The organism is Acidovorax sp. K2F (assembly GCF_025246485.1).
GTDB lineage: Bacteria > Pseudomonadota > Gammaproteobacteria > Burkholderiales > Burkholderiaceae_C > Acidovorax > Acidovorax delafieldii.
Window position 1 is genome coordinate 1 of record NZ_JAOBSQ010000050.1, and the last position, 15227, is coordinate 15227.

Annotated in this window: 13 protein-coding genes, 1 tRNA gene and 1 riboswitch; of the genes, 6 read left to right on the top strand and 8 right to left on the bottom strand. The window is 65.7% G+C overall.

What is annotated here, in order from left to right; all coding sequences use genetic code 11:
* The first annotated feature begins 371 nt into the window (after nucleotides 1–371).
* Both N4G42_RS18430 and galU read left to right on the top strand, forming a co-directional pair.
* Nucleotides 372–3269: a valine--tRNA ligase gene (locus N4G42_RS18430; protein WP_260668212.1), complete on the top strand. Its 2898-nt coding sequence runs from the start codon at nucleotides 372–374 to the stop codon at nucleotides 3267–3269.
* A 133-nt stretch (nucleotides 3270–3402) separates the two neighbouring features.
* Complete coding sequence (galU, locus tag N4G42_RS18435) at nucleotides 3403–4290, top strand: UTP--glucose-1-phosphate uridylyltransferase GalU (RefSeq protein ID WP_116747721.1); 888 nt, start codon at nucleotides 3403–3405, stop codon at nucleotides 4288–4290.
* 83 nt (nucleotides 4291–4373) lie between these two features.
* Here the strand turns inward: galU and N4G42_RS18440 are convergent, their stop codons facing one another.
* From N4G42_RS18440 to cysM, 3 genes are all read right to left on the bottom strand, one after another.
* The gene (locus tag N4G42_RS18440; protein ID WP_056067086.1) at nucleotides 4374–4601 is read right to left on the bottom strand and encodes a sulfurtransferase TusA family protein; all 228 of its coding nucleotides are present in this window, start codon (nucleotides 4599–4601) and stop codon (nucleotides 4374–4376) included.
* Between the two features lie 5 nt (nucleotides 4602–4606).
* Entirely contained in the window at nucleotides 4607–5191 is a 585-nt protein-coding gene (locus N4G42_RS18445; RefSeq protein ID WP_056748250.1) for an NUDIX domain-containing protein, read from the bottom strand.
* 124 nt (nucleotides 5192–5315) lie between these two features.
* Nucleotides 5316–6218 (bottom strand): cysteine synthase CysM, encoded by a 903-nt coding sequence (cysM, locus tag N4G42_RS18450; RefSeq protein ID WP_108497627.1) that lies wholly within the window; start codon nucleotides 6216–6218, stop codon nucleotides 5316–5318.
* Between the two features lie 39 nt (nucleotides 6219–6257).
* Here cysM and N4G42_RS18455 point away from each other — a divergent pair.
* A tRNA-Leu gene (locus N4G42_RS18455) sits at nucleotides 6258–6342 on the top strand.
* Nucleotides 6343–6615: 273 nt separating this feature from the next.
* Here N4G42_RS18455 and N4G42_RS18460 read toward each other — a convergent pair.
* The 3 genes from N4G42_RS18460 to N4G42_RS18470 all read right to left on the bottom strand — a co-directional run bounded on the left by N4G42_RS18460 (nucleotide 6616) and on the right by N4G42_RS18470 (nucleotide 8918).
* A complete protein-coding gene (locus N4G42_RS18460) occupies nucleotides 6616–7494 on the bottom strand; it encodes a DUF6279 family lipoprotein (protein WP_260668213.1) in 879 nt (292 codons plus the stop codon).
* Between the two features lie 176 nt (nucleotides 7495–7670).
* Nucleotides 7671–7886, bottom strand: coding sequence for a hypothetical protein (locus tag N4G42_RS18465; RefSeq protein WP_015015343.1), 216 nt, complete (start codon nucleotides 7884–7886; stop codon nucleotides 7671–7673).
* Nucleotides 7887–7973: 87 nt separating this feature from the next.
* A complete protein-coding gene (locus tag N4G42_RS18470) occupies nucleotides 7974–8918 on the bottom strand; it encodes a LysR family transcriptional regulator (protein WP_099730937.1) in 945 nt (314 codons plus the stop codon).
* A 181-nt stretch (nucleotides 8919–9099) separates the two neighbouring features.
* Here N4G42_RS18470 and N4G42_RS18475 point away from each other — a divergent pair, with 181 nt between their 5' ends.
* From N4G42_RS18475 to N4G42_RS18485, 3 genes are all read left to right on the top strand, one after another.
* The gene (locus N4G42_RS18475) at nucleotides 9100–10296 is read left to right on the top strand and encodes an acyl-CoA dehydrogenase (protein WP_015015345.1); all 1197 of its coding nucleotides are present in this window, start codon (nucleotides 9100–9102) and stop codon (nucleotides 10294–10296) included.
* A 109-nt stretch (nucleotides 10297–10405) separates the two neighbouring features.
* A complete protein-coding gene (locus N4G42_RS18480) occupies nucleotides 10406–11680 on the top strand; it encodes a CaiB/BaiF CoA transferase family protein (RefSeq protein ID WP_260668214.1) in 1275 nt (424 codons plus the stop codon).
* A gap of 335 nt (nucleotides 11681–12015) precedes the next feature.
* A complete protein-coding gene (locus N4G42_RS18485) occupies nucleotides 12016–13617 on the top strand; it encodes a methyl-accepting chemotaxis protein (RefSeq protein ID WP_260668215.1) in 1602 nt (533 codons plus the stop codon).
* 89 nt (nucleotides 13618–13706) lie between these two features.
* Here the strand turns inward: N4G42_RS18485 and N4G42_RS18490 are convergent, their stop codons facing one another.
* Both N4G42_RS18490 and N4G42_RS18495 read right to left on the bottom strand, forming a co-directional pair.
* Nucleotides 13707–14255: a 6,7-dimethyl-8-ribityllumazine synthase gene (locus N4G42_RS18490; protein ID WP_260668216.1), complete on the bottom strand. Its 549-nt coding sequence runs from the start codon at nucleotides 14253–14255 to the stop codon at nucleotides 13707–13709.
* Nucleotides 14256–14405: 150 nt separating this feature from the next.
* A riboswitch (FMN riboswitch) is annotated at nucleotides 14406–14575 on the bottom strand.
* 137 nt (nucleotides 14576–14712) lie between these two features.
* On the bottom strand, nucleotides 14713–15198 hold the full coding sequence (locus tag N4G42_RS18495) for a hypothetical protein (protein ID WP_176888755.1): 486 nt from the start codon (nucleotides 15196–15198) through the stop codon (nucleotides 14713–14715).
* Nucleotides 15199–15227: the final 29 nt, after the last annotated feature.

Sequence of the window (15227 nt, forward strand, 5' to 3'; positions counted from 1 at the left end):
TTAGAGCGGCTAACAAAACTCAGCGAAGCGGCCCTGGCTAGGCGTTTCGCCGCAGGCAGTACAAGCAGTACGACAAGGCGAGACAACGACGCCAGGGGAGTTTTGTTAGCCGCTCTCAGAGCCTGGTCCGCGTTGCCGCGCCCTCCTCGCTCTGTGGGGCGGGATTATCAGGACGCATTCACCCGCGCACCCAGGCTCAAGGTAACCATTGGAAAGAATCGGCCGACAGACGGCGCGCGATTGTCAAACGGCCCAAGCCCCCGCGGGGCCAGCGCCGGGGTGGCGGTCCCTTAAAATGTGCGGTTCACCCTCTTGTTCGTCGGAGCGCTCCCTGCGGCCGCTCCGCCCCACTGCCCCCACTGCGACACCCCATGAGCACGCCCCAACCACAACCCGGCCTCGAAAGCCTGTCCAAGTCGTTTGAACCTGCCGCGCTGGAAGCCCATTGGGGCCCCGAATGGGAAAAGCGCGGGTATGGCACCGCAGGCCACCGTGGCACGGGCCAGCCCCAGGCGGGCGAACCCGCCTTTTCCATCCAGCTGCCGCCCCCCAACGTGACGGGCACGCTGCACATGGGCCATGCGTTCAACCAGACGATCATGGACAGCCTCACGCGCTACCACCGCATGCGCGGCTTCAACACGGTGTGGGTGCCGGGCACCGACCACGCGGGCATCGCCACGCAGATCGTGGTGGAGCGCCAGTTGCAGGAGCAAGGCATCAGCCGCTACGACATGGGCCCCACCCCGCCCGAGGCGCGCAAGAACTTTGTGAGCAAGGTGTGGGAGTGGAAGGAAAAGTCCGGAAACACCATCACCACGCAGATGCGCCGCATGGGCGACAGCGTGGACTGGAGCCGTGAATACTTCACCATGGACGACAAGCTCTCCAAGGTGGTCACCGACACCTTCGTGAAGCTCTACGAGCAGGGCCTGATCTACCGCGGCAAGCGCCTGGTGAACTGGGACCCGAAGCTGCAGTCCGCCGTGTCCGACCTGGAAGTCGAGAGCGAAGAAAAAGACGGATCGCTGTGGTACATCGCCTACCCCCTGGCCGATGGATCGGGCAGCCTGACGGTGGCCACCACCCGGCCTGAAACCATGCTGGGCGACGTGGCGCTGATGGTGCACCCCGAGGATGCACGCTATACGCACCTCATCGGCAAGATGGTCAACCTGCCGCTGTGCGACCGCCAGATCCCGGTGATCGCCGACGAGTACGTGGACAAGGAATTCGGAACCGGGGTGGTTAAGGTCACCCCCGCGCACGACCAGAACGACTACGCCGTGGGCCAGCGCCACAAGCTGCCCATGATCGTGGTGCTGACGCTGCAGGCCACCATCAACGAGAACGCCCCCGCCAAGTACCAGGGCATGGACCGCTTCGTGGCCCGCAAGGCCGTGGTGGCCGACCTGGAAGCCATCGGCGCGCTGGTCGAGGTGAAGAAGCACAAGCTCATGGTGCCCATTTGCACCCGCACCGGCCAGGTGATCGAGCCCATGCTGACCGACCAGTGGTTCGTGGCCATGAGCAAGGTGAGCGACCAGGACCCCACGGGCAAGAGCATTGCGCAAAAGGCCATCGACGCGGTGGCCAGCGGCGAAGTGACCTTTGTGCCCGAGAACTGGGTGAACACCTACAACCAGTGGATGAACAACATCCAGGACTGGTGCATCAGCCGCCAGCTGTGGTGGGGCCACCAGATTCCGGCCTGGTACGACGAAGAAGGCAACGTGATCGTGGCCCGCGACGAAGCCGAAGCCCAGGCCAAGGCGCCCGGCAAGAAGCTGCGTCGCGACGAGGATGTGCTGGACACCTGGTACTCGTCCGCCCTCGTGCCCTTCAGCACCATGGGCTGGCCCAACCAGGGCGACAGCGCCACCGACGACTTCAACCTGTACCTGCCCAGCACCGTGCTGGTCACGGGCTACGACATCATCTTCTTCTGGGTCGCCCGGATGATCATGATGACCACGCACTTCACGGGCCGCGTGCCGTTCAAGCATGTGTACATCCACGGCCTGGTGCGCGACGCGCAGGGCAAGAAGATGTCCAAGTCCGAAGGCAACGTGCTCGACCCGGTGGACCTGATCGACGGCATTGCGCTGGAGCCCCTGCTCGACAAGCGCACTACCGGCCTGCGCAAGCCAGAGACCGCGCCCACCGTGCGCAAGAACACGCAAAAGGAATTCCCCGAGGGCATTCCGGCCTATGGCGCCGATGCGCTGCGCTTCACGTTTGCCGCACTGGCATCGCTGGGCCGCAGCATCAACTTCGACAGCAAGCGCTGCGAGGGCTACCGCAACTTCTGCAACAAGCTCTGGAACGCCAGCCGCTTTGTGCTGATGAACTGCGAAGGCCAGGACTGTGGCCTGAAAGAGCACACCAAGGAAGAGTGCCAGCCCGGCGGCCCGGCCCACGGCTATATGCAGTTCAGCCAGGCCGACCGCTGGATCAGCTCGCTGCTGCAAAAGACCGAGGCCGAAGTCGCCAAAGGCTTTGAGGAATACCGCCTGGACAACGTGGCCAACACGATCTACGACTTTGTCTGGAACGAGTACTGCGACTGGTACCTGGAGATCGCCAAGGTGCAGATCCAGAACGGCACCGAAGCGCAGCAACGCGCCACGCGCCGCACGCTGATCCGCACGCTGGAAGCCATCCTGCGCCTGGCCCACCCCATCATCCCATTCATCACCGAGGCCTTGTGGCAGGTGGTGGCACCTGTGGCCGGCATCCCTGGCGAATCGGTCAGCATTGCGCGCTACCCCCAGGCCCAGCCCGAGAAGATCGACGAGGCCGCGATTGCCCACATGGGCCGCGTGAAGGGCCTGGTGGACGCATGCCGCGCGCTGCGGGGCGAGATGAACGTGTCTCCCTCCACCCGCCTGCCCCTGTACGTGGTGGGCGACACCGAGTTCATGCGTGGCGTGGGCCCGGTGCTGCAGGCGCTGGCCAAGCTCAGCGAGGTGAAGGTGTTTGACGACGAGTCCGCCTGGGCCGCCGCCGCACAGGCCGCGCCTGTGGCCGTGGTGGGTGACGCCCGCATGTGCCTGTACATGGAGATCGACGTGGCGGCTGAGAAGGCGCGCCTGTCCAAGGAAATCGCCCGCATCGACGGCGAGATCACCAAGGCGAACAACAAGCTGTCCAACGAAGCCTTTGTGGCCAAGGCCCCTGCGGCGGTGATCGAGCAGGAGAAAAAGCGCATTGCCGACTTCAGCGCCACGCTGGGCAGATTGCGCGATCAGCTGACAAGGCTGGGCTAAAACCCGGGCCATACTGCGCCATGGCAGCCCGTCCCGTAGGGGCTGCCCGCCCCGTTTTCATGTTTTGCCGGTGTGGGTTACGGACTGCAGTGCAGCCCGGGCACACCGTCACCCATCCGTCCAGAGGAGCCCCATGACTGTTGCCACGACCGTTCGCAAAGCCGTTTTCCCCGTTGCCGGACTGGGCACGCGTTTTCTGCCCGCCACCAAGGCCAGCCCCAAGGAGATGCTGCCCGTGGTGGACAAGCCACTGATCCAGTACGCAGTGGAAGAGGCCTACGCCGCCGGCATCCGCCACATGATTTTTGTGACTGGCCGCAGCAAGCGCGCCATTGAAGACCACTTCGACACCGCCTACGAGCTCGAGGCCGAGCTGGAAGCGGCCGGCAAGAAGGAGCTGCTGGAGCTGGTGCGCTCCATCCAGCCCAGCGACATGGACTGCGCCTTTGTGCGCCAGCCGCGCTCGCTGGGGCTGGGCCACGCGGTGTTGTGCGCGGAGCCCCTGGTGGGCAAGGAGCCCTTTGCCGTGCTGCTGGCTGACGATTTGATGGTGGGCCCCCAGGGCGGTCAGCCCGTGCTGGCGCAGATGGCGACCGCGTTCCGCCAGCAAGGCCGCTCGGTGATCGCCGTGCAAGAGGTGCCCGAGGACCAGGTGCACAAGTACGGCATCGTGGCGGGCGAGCCTGCCGGTGGCCCGTTGATCCGCATCCAGCGCATTGTCGAAAAGCCCAAGGCGGCCGATGCCCCCTCGCGCATGGGCGTGGCGGGCCGCTACATCCTCACGCCCGGCGTATTTGACGAGATCCGCAACCAGCCACGGGGCGTGGGCGGCGAGATCCAGCTCACCGACGGCATTGCGCGCCTGATGAACAATGAAGCCGTGTACGCCTTCCAGTACGAAGGCAAACGCTACGACTGCGGCAGCAAGGAAGGGTTTCTGGAAGCGACGGTGGAACTGGCCCTGCAACACCCGCAGGTGGGGACGCACTTCCGGGACTACCTGAAGAACCTGGCGCTGTAAACGCAGCCGGCCAAACCCTCTAAAACTTCAAAATCGATAGCTGCCTGTGCTTATTGGACAAGCGCTGGCAGCTATTTTTACGTTCAACGGCGGCGCAGGATGTGGATGAACTCCTCGCCCACGGTCTGTTGCTCCACCAGCTCGTTGCCGGTCTGCTTGGCAAACGCCTGAAAGTCGCGCAGCGATCCGTTGTCTGTCGCCACCACCTTGAGCAGCTGGCCGCTGGCCATGTCCGACAGCGCCTTCTTGGCCTTGAGGATGGGCAAGGGGCAATTCAGGCCCCGGGTGTCGATTTCTTTGTGAATGTCCATGGTCATCAATCCTTTGGCGGCGTCGCGGCCGGGGCTTGTTCGTCCAGCCCACGGCGGCGTTCTGCATTTTCTTCGGCCGTGAAAAACACGGGCTCGTGGCCCCGCGTGCGCAGCCAGTCGGCCAGCGCGTAGCCCGTGCCCGCAGGCCAGCATTTGAGGTCTGGCAGATCGTACAACCGGTAGTCCACCAGCTCCGGCGACAGTTGCACCTGCCCGGTGGCCACCACGTGGTAGGCAATGATGACCTGGTTCATGCGCAAAAACTCGTAGGCACCCACCAGGGTGGTGGACTGCACATCGAGGTTGGTCTCTTCCTTGACCTCGCGCGCAATGCCTTCCTGGGGCGACTCGCCCGCCTCCATGAAGCCGGTGATCAGGGCAAACATCTTGCCCGGCCACGCCGCATTGCGCGCCAGCAGCACCTTGCCGTCGATCTCCACAATGGCAGCCAGCACGGGCGTGGGATTGTTCCAGTGCGTCCAGCCGCAGGCGGGGCAGCGCAGCCGCTCCTTGTCGCCGCCGTCTTCGGCCAGCGTGATGGGCTGCAACTCGGTGGCACAGTGGGGGCAAAAACGAACTTCGTAGGGCATATGCTATCTTTTATGTAGCTGCTGAGGCATGTTCAACTAGCACAAGCAGCCATTCTGATTCAAAAACCTGCGAAGAGGCACCCGGCAATGCCCCTGGAGCCCACTGCGCAGGCCGTTTCACAGGTCACGCAGGAAACACCCCGGTCGACAAATACCGGTCGCCCCGATCGCACACGATGAAGACGATGGTGGCATTGCTGTCGCGCGCAGCGATCTGCTGCGCCACCCAGCACGCGCCTGCAGCCGAGATGCCGGCAAAAATGCCCTCTTCGCGCGCGAGGCGGCGGCACATGTCTTCGGCGCTGTCCTGGCTCACATACACCAGCTCATCGACCGTGCTGGCGTCATAAATCTTGGGCAGGTACTCCTGCGGCCACTTGCGGATGCCCGGGATGCGCGAGCCTTCTTCGGGCTGTGCACCAATGATCTGAATGCCGGGGTTCTTCTCCTTGAGAAACCGCGACACGCCCGTGATGGTGCCCGTGGTGCCCATCGCGCTCACAAAGTGGGTGATGCGCCCGCCGGTCTGCTCCCAGATCTCGGGGCCTGTGGTTTCGTAGTGAATGCGGGGGTTGTCGGGGTTGCCAAATTGGTCCAGCACCTTGCCCTCACCACGCTTTTGCATGGCCTCGGCCAGGTCGCGGGCGTGCTCCATGCCGCCGCTCTTGGGCGTGAGCACCAATTCTGCGCCAAAGGCCTTCATGGTCTGGGCGCGTTCGATGGACAAGTCCTCAGGCATCACCAGCACCATGCGGTAGCCCTTGATGGCCGCGGCCATCGCCAAAGCGATGCCGGTATTGCCCGACGTGGCCTCGATCAGCGTGTCGCCAGGGCGGATGTCGCCACGCTCTTCGGCGCGGCGGATCATCGACAGTGCAGGCCGGTCCTTGACGGACCCCGCCGGGTTGTTGCCTTCCAGCTTGCCAAGCACCACATTGCCCCGCGCCGCGTTGTCCTGGGCCCCAATGCGCTGCAGCGCCACCAGCGGCGTGTTGCCTACCGCGTCTTCAATCGTCGGATATTTCATACGCCCTACTGTGCCATAATTCAGGGCTTCACATATTCCGCCCGGGTGGTGAAATTGGTAGACGCAGGGGACTCAAAATCCCCCGCCGCAAGGCGTGCCGGTTCGATTCCGGCCCCGGGCACCACAGTCAACAAGGCCGGTAGCTTCCACGAGCTATCGGCCTTTTTGCTGGGCCAGCCGCTGTGGCGGCGGCATGTGATTTCTGCACACCTCCACACCCAGCCACCGCCATGACCGCCCAGGATCTGATCGCGCACGCCACCGTGCTGGCCTACCGGCTGGCGGGTTATGCCCTGCAGAACATGGCCGAGGATGCAGCCCTGCTGGCGATGATGTTCTGCTGACCTTCGCGTCGCGGCAGCGGCCTCTGCGCTTCGCCCCACCCTCGCGCTGCACCTCAGCGCGCAGCCAGCAACAGGAAGTCCTGCTCATAACCCTTGAGCGATTGCGCCGCACGCAGCCGATGCGCAGGCGTCATGGCGTTGTGCAGGCGCGCAAACCCCTCGCAGCCCTCGGCCACCAGCGCTTGTGCGTAGCGCTGGTAGGCGCCGTCCGGTGACGTCACCACGCGGTCCAGAAAGCCGAGCATCAGCGTGCGGGCCTGGGCGGTGTTGCCACGGTCGGCCTGGATGCTGCGCAGCACCTGCACCAGGTCTTTTTGCCGGCGCACGCGCTCGGCGTAGGTGCGCTGCGGGTCAAAAGCCGACTGGGCGATAAAGGCGCGCAGCACGGCCTTCTGGGGTTCGTCCAGCGCGCCATAAAAGGTTTCGAGCCGCGACGAGAGGTCCTTGAAGCGGCGCTCGCGCATCTTGTCGAGCGATGGGTCCAGCCATTCGGATTTCCAGTCAGCGTTGCTGTCGGCCTGCCTGCGCTCTAGATTGCGGATCTGCGCCTCGGTCAGCTGCGATGCGAGCCACACCACCTTGGGCTCGGCCTGGGCTAGCACCTTGTCCAGCTGTGTACGTGCCTCGTCATAGATGCGGCAGGCCTGCTCGGGGGTGATGGTCGCGGGCAACTGCTGCTGCACCTTTTGCAACAGCTCGGCATGCTGGGGCAGCATGGTGTCGCGGTGCCAGCGGTGCAGGTCGCCCAGGTCGCCCCGCACGCGCTCCGTCTGCGCGTCCGACAGGTCAAGGTAACGGTTCAGTTGCCAGTACGCCAGGTGGGGCACCTGGTTGTACGCCAGCCGCACCGTGCTGCAGCCCGCCAGCAACGCACCGGCCAGGGCCAGGGCGGCAATGCACAGGGTGGTGCGCAGACGGGACAAAGCGGGCACGGCGGCTCCAGACAAAGGGAATTGCACAGGATAGGCCCAACGCTGCACACGGCGGGCACAGGGCCCAGATACCCCAGCCCGCGCACCAGGATTTAGCCAAAGGCTCCCAACCCGCACGGAGGTCCCACGCCACACCGCGCGACGGATGCGCACAAGGGGCCGGCTGACGCGCGGGCTCAGTTGTCCTGTCGCCGGATCAACTGGCGGCCACTGGCGGTGATGGCCAACTCACCCCCCGTCCCCTTGGTGATGAAGCCCCATTCGAGCAGTCGCCCCGACACATGGTCCTTGAGCGCGTGGGGCAGCGTGATGACTTCGCCCATCTCCAGTTGCTTGAGGGTCTCGATCTCGTCCACGGTGGGGTCGAAATGCGGAGCGTGGTAAGTGGTCATGGTGGTCGCTCTCCAACAAGGTTGCTGAATGAAAGACAGACTTCCGCGCGGCCAGATTAGTTCACAGCCCCCGTGGGCGCAAGCGCGTCATCCCGCAACCGGCGGGCTCCCCACCTCGGCCATGTGCTGGAGCCAGCGCGCAAACGTGGCCAGCACCGGGGGCTGGGCCTGTGCGGGGCTGATGAGGTAGTACGCCCGCTCGCCGCGCAGCGGGCGGTTGCAGGCCACCACCAGCTCGCCGCTGGCGAGCTCGGCCTCGATGAGCAGCGGCGGGATCAGCGCCACGCCCATGCCATGCGTGGCGGCCACGGCCAGCATGGAGAACAGCTCGTAGCGCGGGCCATCCAGCGCGTGCGGTGCCTCCACCCCCATGGCATCGAACCACTGGCGCCAGCCGTACGGGCGTGTGCTTTGCTGCAGCAGCGGCAGCTCGGCCAGCGCCTCGGCGGCCACGGGCTGGTGGGCGCGGCCCCGGCCCCGGGGCGCGGCCGATTCGAGCAGGCGCGGGCTGCACACGGGCACCACGTCTTCGTGCATCAGCAGTTGCGCCTGTACGCCGGGCCAGTTGGCGACCTGCTCGGGCGTGCCGGCATACAAGGCGGCATCGAAGGTGGTGTCGGCAAACAAGAAGGGCCGCGTCTGTGTGTCGATGTGCACCACGATATCGGGATGCGCCTGCGCCAGCTGCGGCAGGCGGGGGATGAGCCAGCGCGTGGCAAAGGTGGGCACCGCGGCCAGCGTAAGGGTGCCGCCCTCGCCCTGGTGGGCCATCACGTCCAGCGTATCGCGCTCCAGCCCCTGCAGCCAGCGCGCCACCTGGCGGCCATAGTGCGCGCCCGCAGGCGTCAGCACCACGCCGTGGCGCGTGCGGCGAAACAGTGCCACGCCCAAAAATTCTTCCAGCGCCTGGATCTGGCGCGAGACGGCGCTTTGGGTGAGCGACAACTCCTGCGCGGCGCGGGTGTAGCTCTCGTGGCGGGCGGCCACTTCAAAACAGGCCAGGGCCTGGGTCGATGGAATGTTGCGGCGCATGATGAAGAGGAATTTTTAAGTGACCAGCCACGCCTTGGCTTAGCTGGCCGCCAGTATTCCATACATTCCATAAACGCATGTCTGGATGAAAAGAACTCGCTTGCAGGCCACCACCCCAAGGCCTACGATGCGTTCCAGATTCGTTTTTTTCTTCCCCCCCCTTTCCGACCTGGAGACACACATGGCCCACGCCGCTTTTCAATGGGATGATCCTTTCCTCCTGAGCCAGCAACTGACCGACGACGAGCGCGCCATCCGCGACGCCGCCGCCGCGTATTGCCAGGACAAGCTGGCACCCCGCGTGCTGGACGCCTTCCGCCACGAAAAGATGGACGTGAGCATCTTCCGCGAGATGGGCGAAGTGGGCCTCTTGGGCCCCACCATCCCCGAGCAATACGGAGGCCCCGGCCTGAGCTATGTGGCCTACGGCCTGATCGCCCGCGAGGTGGAACGCGTGGATTCGGGCTACCGCTCGATGGCCAGCGTGCAGTCGTCGCTGGTGATGGTGCCCATTTATGAATTCGGCAGCGAAGCCCAGCGCCAGAAGTACCTGCCCAAGCTCGCCAGCGGCGAGTGGATCGGCTGCTTTGGCCTGACCGAGCCCGACCACGGCTCTGACCCTGGCAGCATGGCCACGCGCGCCTACAAGGTCGATGGCGGCTACAAGCTCAAGGGCAGCAAGATGTGGATCACCAACAGCCCCGTGGCCGACGTGTTCGTGGTCTGGGCCAAGGAAGTGTCCGAAGGCGGCGCCGTGGGCCCCATCCGCGGCTTTGTGCTGGAAAAGGGCATGAAGGGCCTGACAGCCCCCGCCATCCACGGCAAGGTGGGCCTGCGCGCCTCCATCACCGGCGAGATCGTGATGGACGACGTGTTCGTGCCCGAAGAAAACGCCTTCCCTGAAGTGCAAGGCCTCAAGGGCCCCTTCACCTGCCTGAACAGCGCGCGCTACGGCATCGCCTGGGGCGCCCTGGGTGCGGCCGAGTTCTGCTGGCACACCGCGCGCCAGTACACGCTGGACCGCAAGCAGTTTGGCCGCCCCCTGGCCGCCAACCAGCTCATCCAGAAGAAGCTGGCCGACATGCAGACCGAAATCGCCATCGGCCTGCAGGCCTGCCTGCAGTTTGGCCGCATGAAGGACGCGGGCACGGCCAGCGTGGAAGGCACCTCCATCATCAAGCGCAACAGCTGCGGCAAGGCGCTGGACATTGCCCGCCTGGCGCGCGACATGATGGGCGGCAACGGCATCAGCGACGAGTTTGGCGTGGCCCGCCACCTGGTGAACCTGGAAGTGGTGAACACCTACGAAGGCACGCACGATGTGCACGCGCTGATTCTGGGCCGCGCCCAGACGGGCATCGCCGCGTTCGCCAACTGATCGGCCTGCGCTCCGAAAACCGGCAAAAACACCGCCTTTGCGGTGTTTTTGCCTTGTAGCGCTAGTCAATCATGCGCTGACAGCTATCAATTTCATAGTACACCACACCATGACCACCCCCCCTAACTCTCCCGGCGCCCTCGCAGGCATCAAGGTGCTCGACCTCTCCCGCGTGCTGGCCGGGCCGTGGTGCACGCAGGTTCTGGCCGACCTGGGCGCGGACGTGGTGAAAGTGGAGCGCCCCGGCGTGGGCGACGACACGCGCCAGTGGGGCCCGCCCTTCTTGAAAGACGCCGAGGGCAACGACACCAACCAGGCCAGCTACTACACCGCCTGCAACCGCAACAAGCGCTCCGTCACCATCGACATGGCCTCGCCCGAGGGCCAGGCGCTCATCAAGCAGATGGCGCAAGAGGCGGACATCGTGGTGGAAAACTTCAAGGTTGGTGGCCTCAAGCAATACGGCCTGGACCACGAGAGCCTGCGCGCGCTCAACCCCCGCCTCATCTACTGCTCCGTCACCGGCTTCGGGCAGGACGGACCCTACGCTGAGCGTGCGGGCTACGACCTCATGGTGCAGGCCATGACGGGCCTGATGAGCATCACCGGCCAGGCCGACAGCCAGCCCGGCGGCGGCCCGATGCGCGTGGGCGTGGCCGTGATCGACCTGTTCACCGGCCTGTATGCCAGCAACGCCATCCTGGCCGCGCTGCACGTGCGCGACAACGCCACCAATGGCACCGGCCAGGGCCAGCACATCGACATGGCGCTGCTGGACGTGGGCATGGCCGTGCTGGCCAACCAGGCCTCGGGGTTCCTCGCCACCGGCAAGGCGCCCGGCCGCATGGGCAACAGCCACCCCAGCCTCGCGCCCTACCAGGACTTCCCCACGCAGGACGGCAACATGCTGCTGGCCATTGGCAACGACGGCCAGTTCCAGCGCTTTTGCGCCGCGGCCGAACAGCCCCAGTGGGCCAGCGACCCGCGCTTTGCCACCAACACCCTGCGCGTGCAAAACCGCACCGCGCTGATCCCCGCCATGGAGGCCGTGACCCGCACGCGCACCACGGCCGACTGGATCGCGCTGCTGGAAGACAAAGCCGTACCCTGCGGCCCCATCAACACCATCGCCCAGGCGTTTGACGACGCGCAGGTGCAGGCCCGTGGCCTGGCCGTGACGCTGCCGCGCTGGAAGGACAGCGAGGCCGCCACCGACAACGTGCAGCAGATCACCGGTGTGGCCAGCCCGCTGCGCCTGTCGGCCACCCCACCCGTGCTGCGCAATGCGCCGCCGGCACTGGGCCAGCACACCGACGAGGTGCTGCGCGAGATGGGGCTGGACCCAGCGCGCATCGCGGCACTGCGGGCCAGCGGGGTTTTGTAGCCAGACCCTCGCGGCATCGGCCTGCGCCATGCCCTGACCACTGCACGGCCTTGCCCTCACCGGCAAGGCCGTTTTGTTTGTGCTGTCTGCATTGCATCGGCCCCTGGCGCTTATCTGGCTTGCGCTATCCGCTATCCATCGGATGACAAAGCGAGGGACTGAAGGAGCCGCTCGCCTCGGCCCCACGGCAAAAAAGACATGTACAAAAAATTACATCCGTCTCCATAATCCCAAAGACATCCTGTCTGCGGCCCCGCGCACGGCGCGCCGCTGGACCAGGGTGCTGGGCCCATGGCCCAGCACTGCGGCGTTTCTGGACCCTCAAGGAGTTCCTCATGAAGCTCAGCCTCAAGCTCCCCCTGGCATTCACCGTGTCGCTGCTATTGCTGTTTGCAGCGGCCCTGTTTGGCATCAGCCGCCTGAACCAGGCGCTCTACACCTATCAGACCACCGTGGCCCAAAGCTTCGAGCACGAGCGCATGGCGGCGGGCATGCTCAACAACTTCAAGGTGCAGGTGCAGGAGTGGAAAAACGTGCTGCTGCGCGGCAAGGACCCGGCCCAGCTCACGCGCTACTGGGCCGCGTTTGAAAAGCAGGAACAGGCCATCAAGGACGAGGCGCAAAAGCTCGTAGCCGCACTGCCCCCGGGGGAGGGTCGCGAACGCGTGTTGCAGTTTGCTCAGGCCCACGAACGCATGGGCACCGCCTACCGCAAGGGGTTTGAAGCCTTCAAGGCGGCCGACCACGACCCGCAAGCGGGCGACAAGGCCGTGGCGGGCATGGACCGCGAGCCCTCGCAGCTGCTGGACCAGGCGGGCGACCTGATCGCCAAGGCCAGCAGCGCCGTGGCCGAACGTGCCGCCGCCACTGCGCAGCGGGCCACCACCATCAGCCTGGTGGTGATGCTGGCGGTGTGCGCGCTGGGCATCGCAGGCGCCATTGCCTTCAGCCGCACCGTGGTGAACCCGCTGGACAACGCGGTGCGCGTGTCGCAGGCCGTGGCCAGCGGCGACCTGACGGTGGCGCGGCACGTGCAGGGCAAGGACGAGATCGCACTGCTGCTCAATGCCTTGCACGACATGCAGATCAGCCTGTCGCAGGTGGTAAGCAATGTGCGCAACAACGCCGACAGCGTGGCCGCCGCCAGCACCGAGATCGCGCAGGGCAACAACGACCTGAGCGCCCGCACCGAACAGCAGGCCAGCGCGCTGGAGCAAACATCGGCATCGATGGAAGAACTCAGCTCCACCGTGCAGGCCAACGCCGAGAACGCGCGCACCGCCAACCAGTTGGCTGTGAGCGCCAGCACCGTGGCCGTGCAGGGCGGTGATGTGGTGGCCGAGGTGGTGACGACCATGAAGGGCATCAACGACAGCAGCCGCAAGATCGCCGACATCATCAGCGTGATCGATGGGATCGCCTTCCAGACCAACATCCTGGCGCTGAACGCGGCTGTGGAAGCCGCCCGCGCCGGCGAACAAGGCCGGGGCTTTGCCGTGGTGGCGGGCGAGGTGCGTAGCCTCGCGCAGCGCAGTGCCGAGGCCGCCAAGGAGATCAAGACCCTGATCCACGCCAGCGTGGAGCGCGTGGAACTGGGCACCACGCTGGTGGACAAGGCAGGCGCCACGATGAACCAGGTGGTGAGCGCCATCCGCCGCGTGACCGACATCGTGGGCGAGATCAGCGCCGCGAGCAGCGAGCAAAGCGCAGGTGTCGCCCAGGTAGGGGACGTCATCACCGAAATGGACCAGGCCACGCAGCAGAACGCCGCGCTGGTCGAACAGAGCGCCGCCGCCGCCGACAGCCTCAAGGTGCAGGCGCAGCAGCTGGTGCAGGCAGTGGCGGTGTTCCGGCTGGCAGACACCGACGCCAACACCCCCAGGCAGGCCAGCATGCCCGCACCGGGCCACCACCAGCCCCGGTTGGCCGCAGGCTGAAGCGGAGCAGCCATTTCAAGCCTAATCGGCTTGAAGCGCTAGTGCATCATGTGCCAACAGCTACATAAATAGTAGCAAATGGCGCCTTCTCAGGCTTCAGCCAGCGCAGGGGTTGCCTGCTGCACGGTGGCCAGCGTGGGCGAGGCCAGCTTGCGCAGGTAGGCCATGGTCTGCAGGCAGGCCTGGGCCACCTCGGTGCCCTTCTTCACAAAATGCTCGCGGAAGAAGCGCACGTGGTCCTCGTGGTCGTGGAAGTCGCGCGGCGTGAGCACGACCGACATCACGGGCACCTCGGTGTCGAGCTGCACGCGCATCAGGCCGTCAATGACGGCGGTGGTGACGAACTCGTGGCGGTAGATGCCGCCGTTGACCACCAGCGCACAGGCCACGATGGCGTCGTAGCGCCCGCTGCGCGCGAGCTTGCGTGCCAGCAGCGGAATCTCGAACGCACCGGGCACGTCGAACAGCGCCACCTGCGCGGGGGGCAGGCCGTGGCGGTCAAACTCGGCCAGGGCCGCGTCGCGGGCCTGGTGCACGATGTCCTGGTGCCAGCTGGCACTGATGATGGCCACGCGGGCGCCACGGTGGGCGGCGACGGGAGCCAGGGGGGAAACGGAAGGTGAAGAAGACTGATTCATGGGTTCCTCAGAACAGGGTTGGCCAGAATCAGGGCGCGCGCGAGCACGGCACCTGCACAGGGCGGCGCAGGCCCTGCGCCATGCCAGCGCGCAACAAAGCACGCAGGCAAACGCCGAGGGCCCAGCCACCCATGGCGGGAGCTGTGGGTTTCGCGATCTCTTTCATCCGGACTGTGACCGTCGGCTCTGGCATCGCACCAGATCTGCTGACCCTGCAGGCCGATCCGAAGAACGGAACCGCAGGCGCTCGCGGGCTGTTGCCGACTTTTCAGCCAACAAATACCGCCGGTGGGGAATTCCGCCCCGCCCTGAGAACGCTGTCGGCCCCGAAGGTCATCCGGGGCCGACGGGTGGGATTTTAGGCGGCGGGCACGCAGTACGCCGTCGCGCAGGCGATTGCCTGCACTGGCAGTGCCGGTTTCTGCGGCTGTGGGCTGTATTGAACGCCGAAGTCTGCTCAGCGCACGCGCTGAAACCCGCCTTCGGCCCAGGCCGCTGCGCTGGCGGGCGTGAGCTTGAAGGTGGGCGGCGCGGACGCACGGGCAACCTCTTCACCCAGCTCGTCCTGCGCGCTCAGCGTGGCCGTGGCGCCTTCCTCATCGGGCACGATGGCCAGCGCCACGCGCAGGCGCTGGCCGTCTGCGGTGGTGATGTGCACGCTCTTGTTCAGCTGCGCATGCAGTTGCTGCTCATGGCGGCGCACTACCTCGCTCGCGGTCTTGACCAGGGTGTGGAAGGCCGACACATCGAGCGGCTTGGGGTTCTTCTTGTCGCGGCCCATGGTCCAGGGGCCCACCAGTGCGGGTTCGGCCTCGCCCTTCAGCGTCATGGACACGGCCCAGCCATCGTCGTCTTCGTTCTTGATGACCTGCGCCGTCCAGCGCCCATCGCTCCAGCAGCGGGGTTCCTGGATGGTGTCGGGCGTGTCGGGTGCGTCGGTCATGGAGAAAAAGGCCTGGGTTGCGGGAAAGG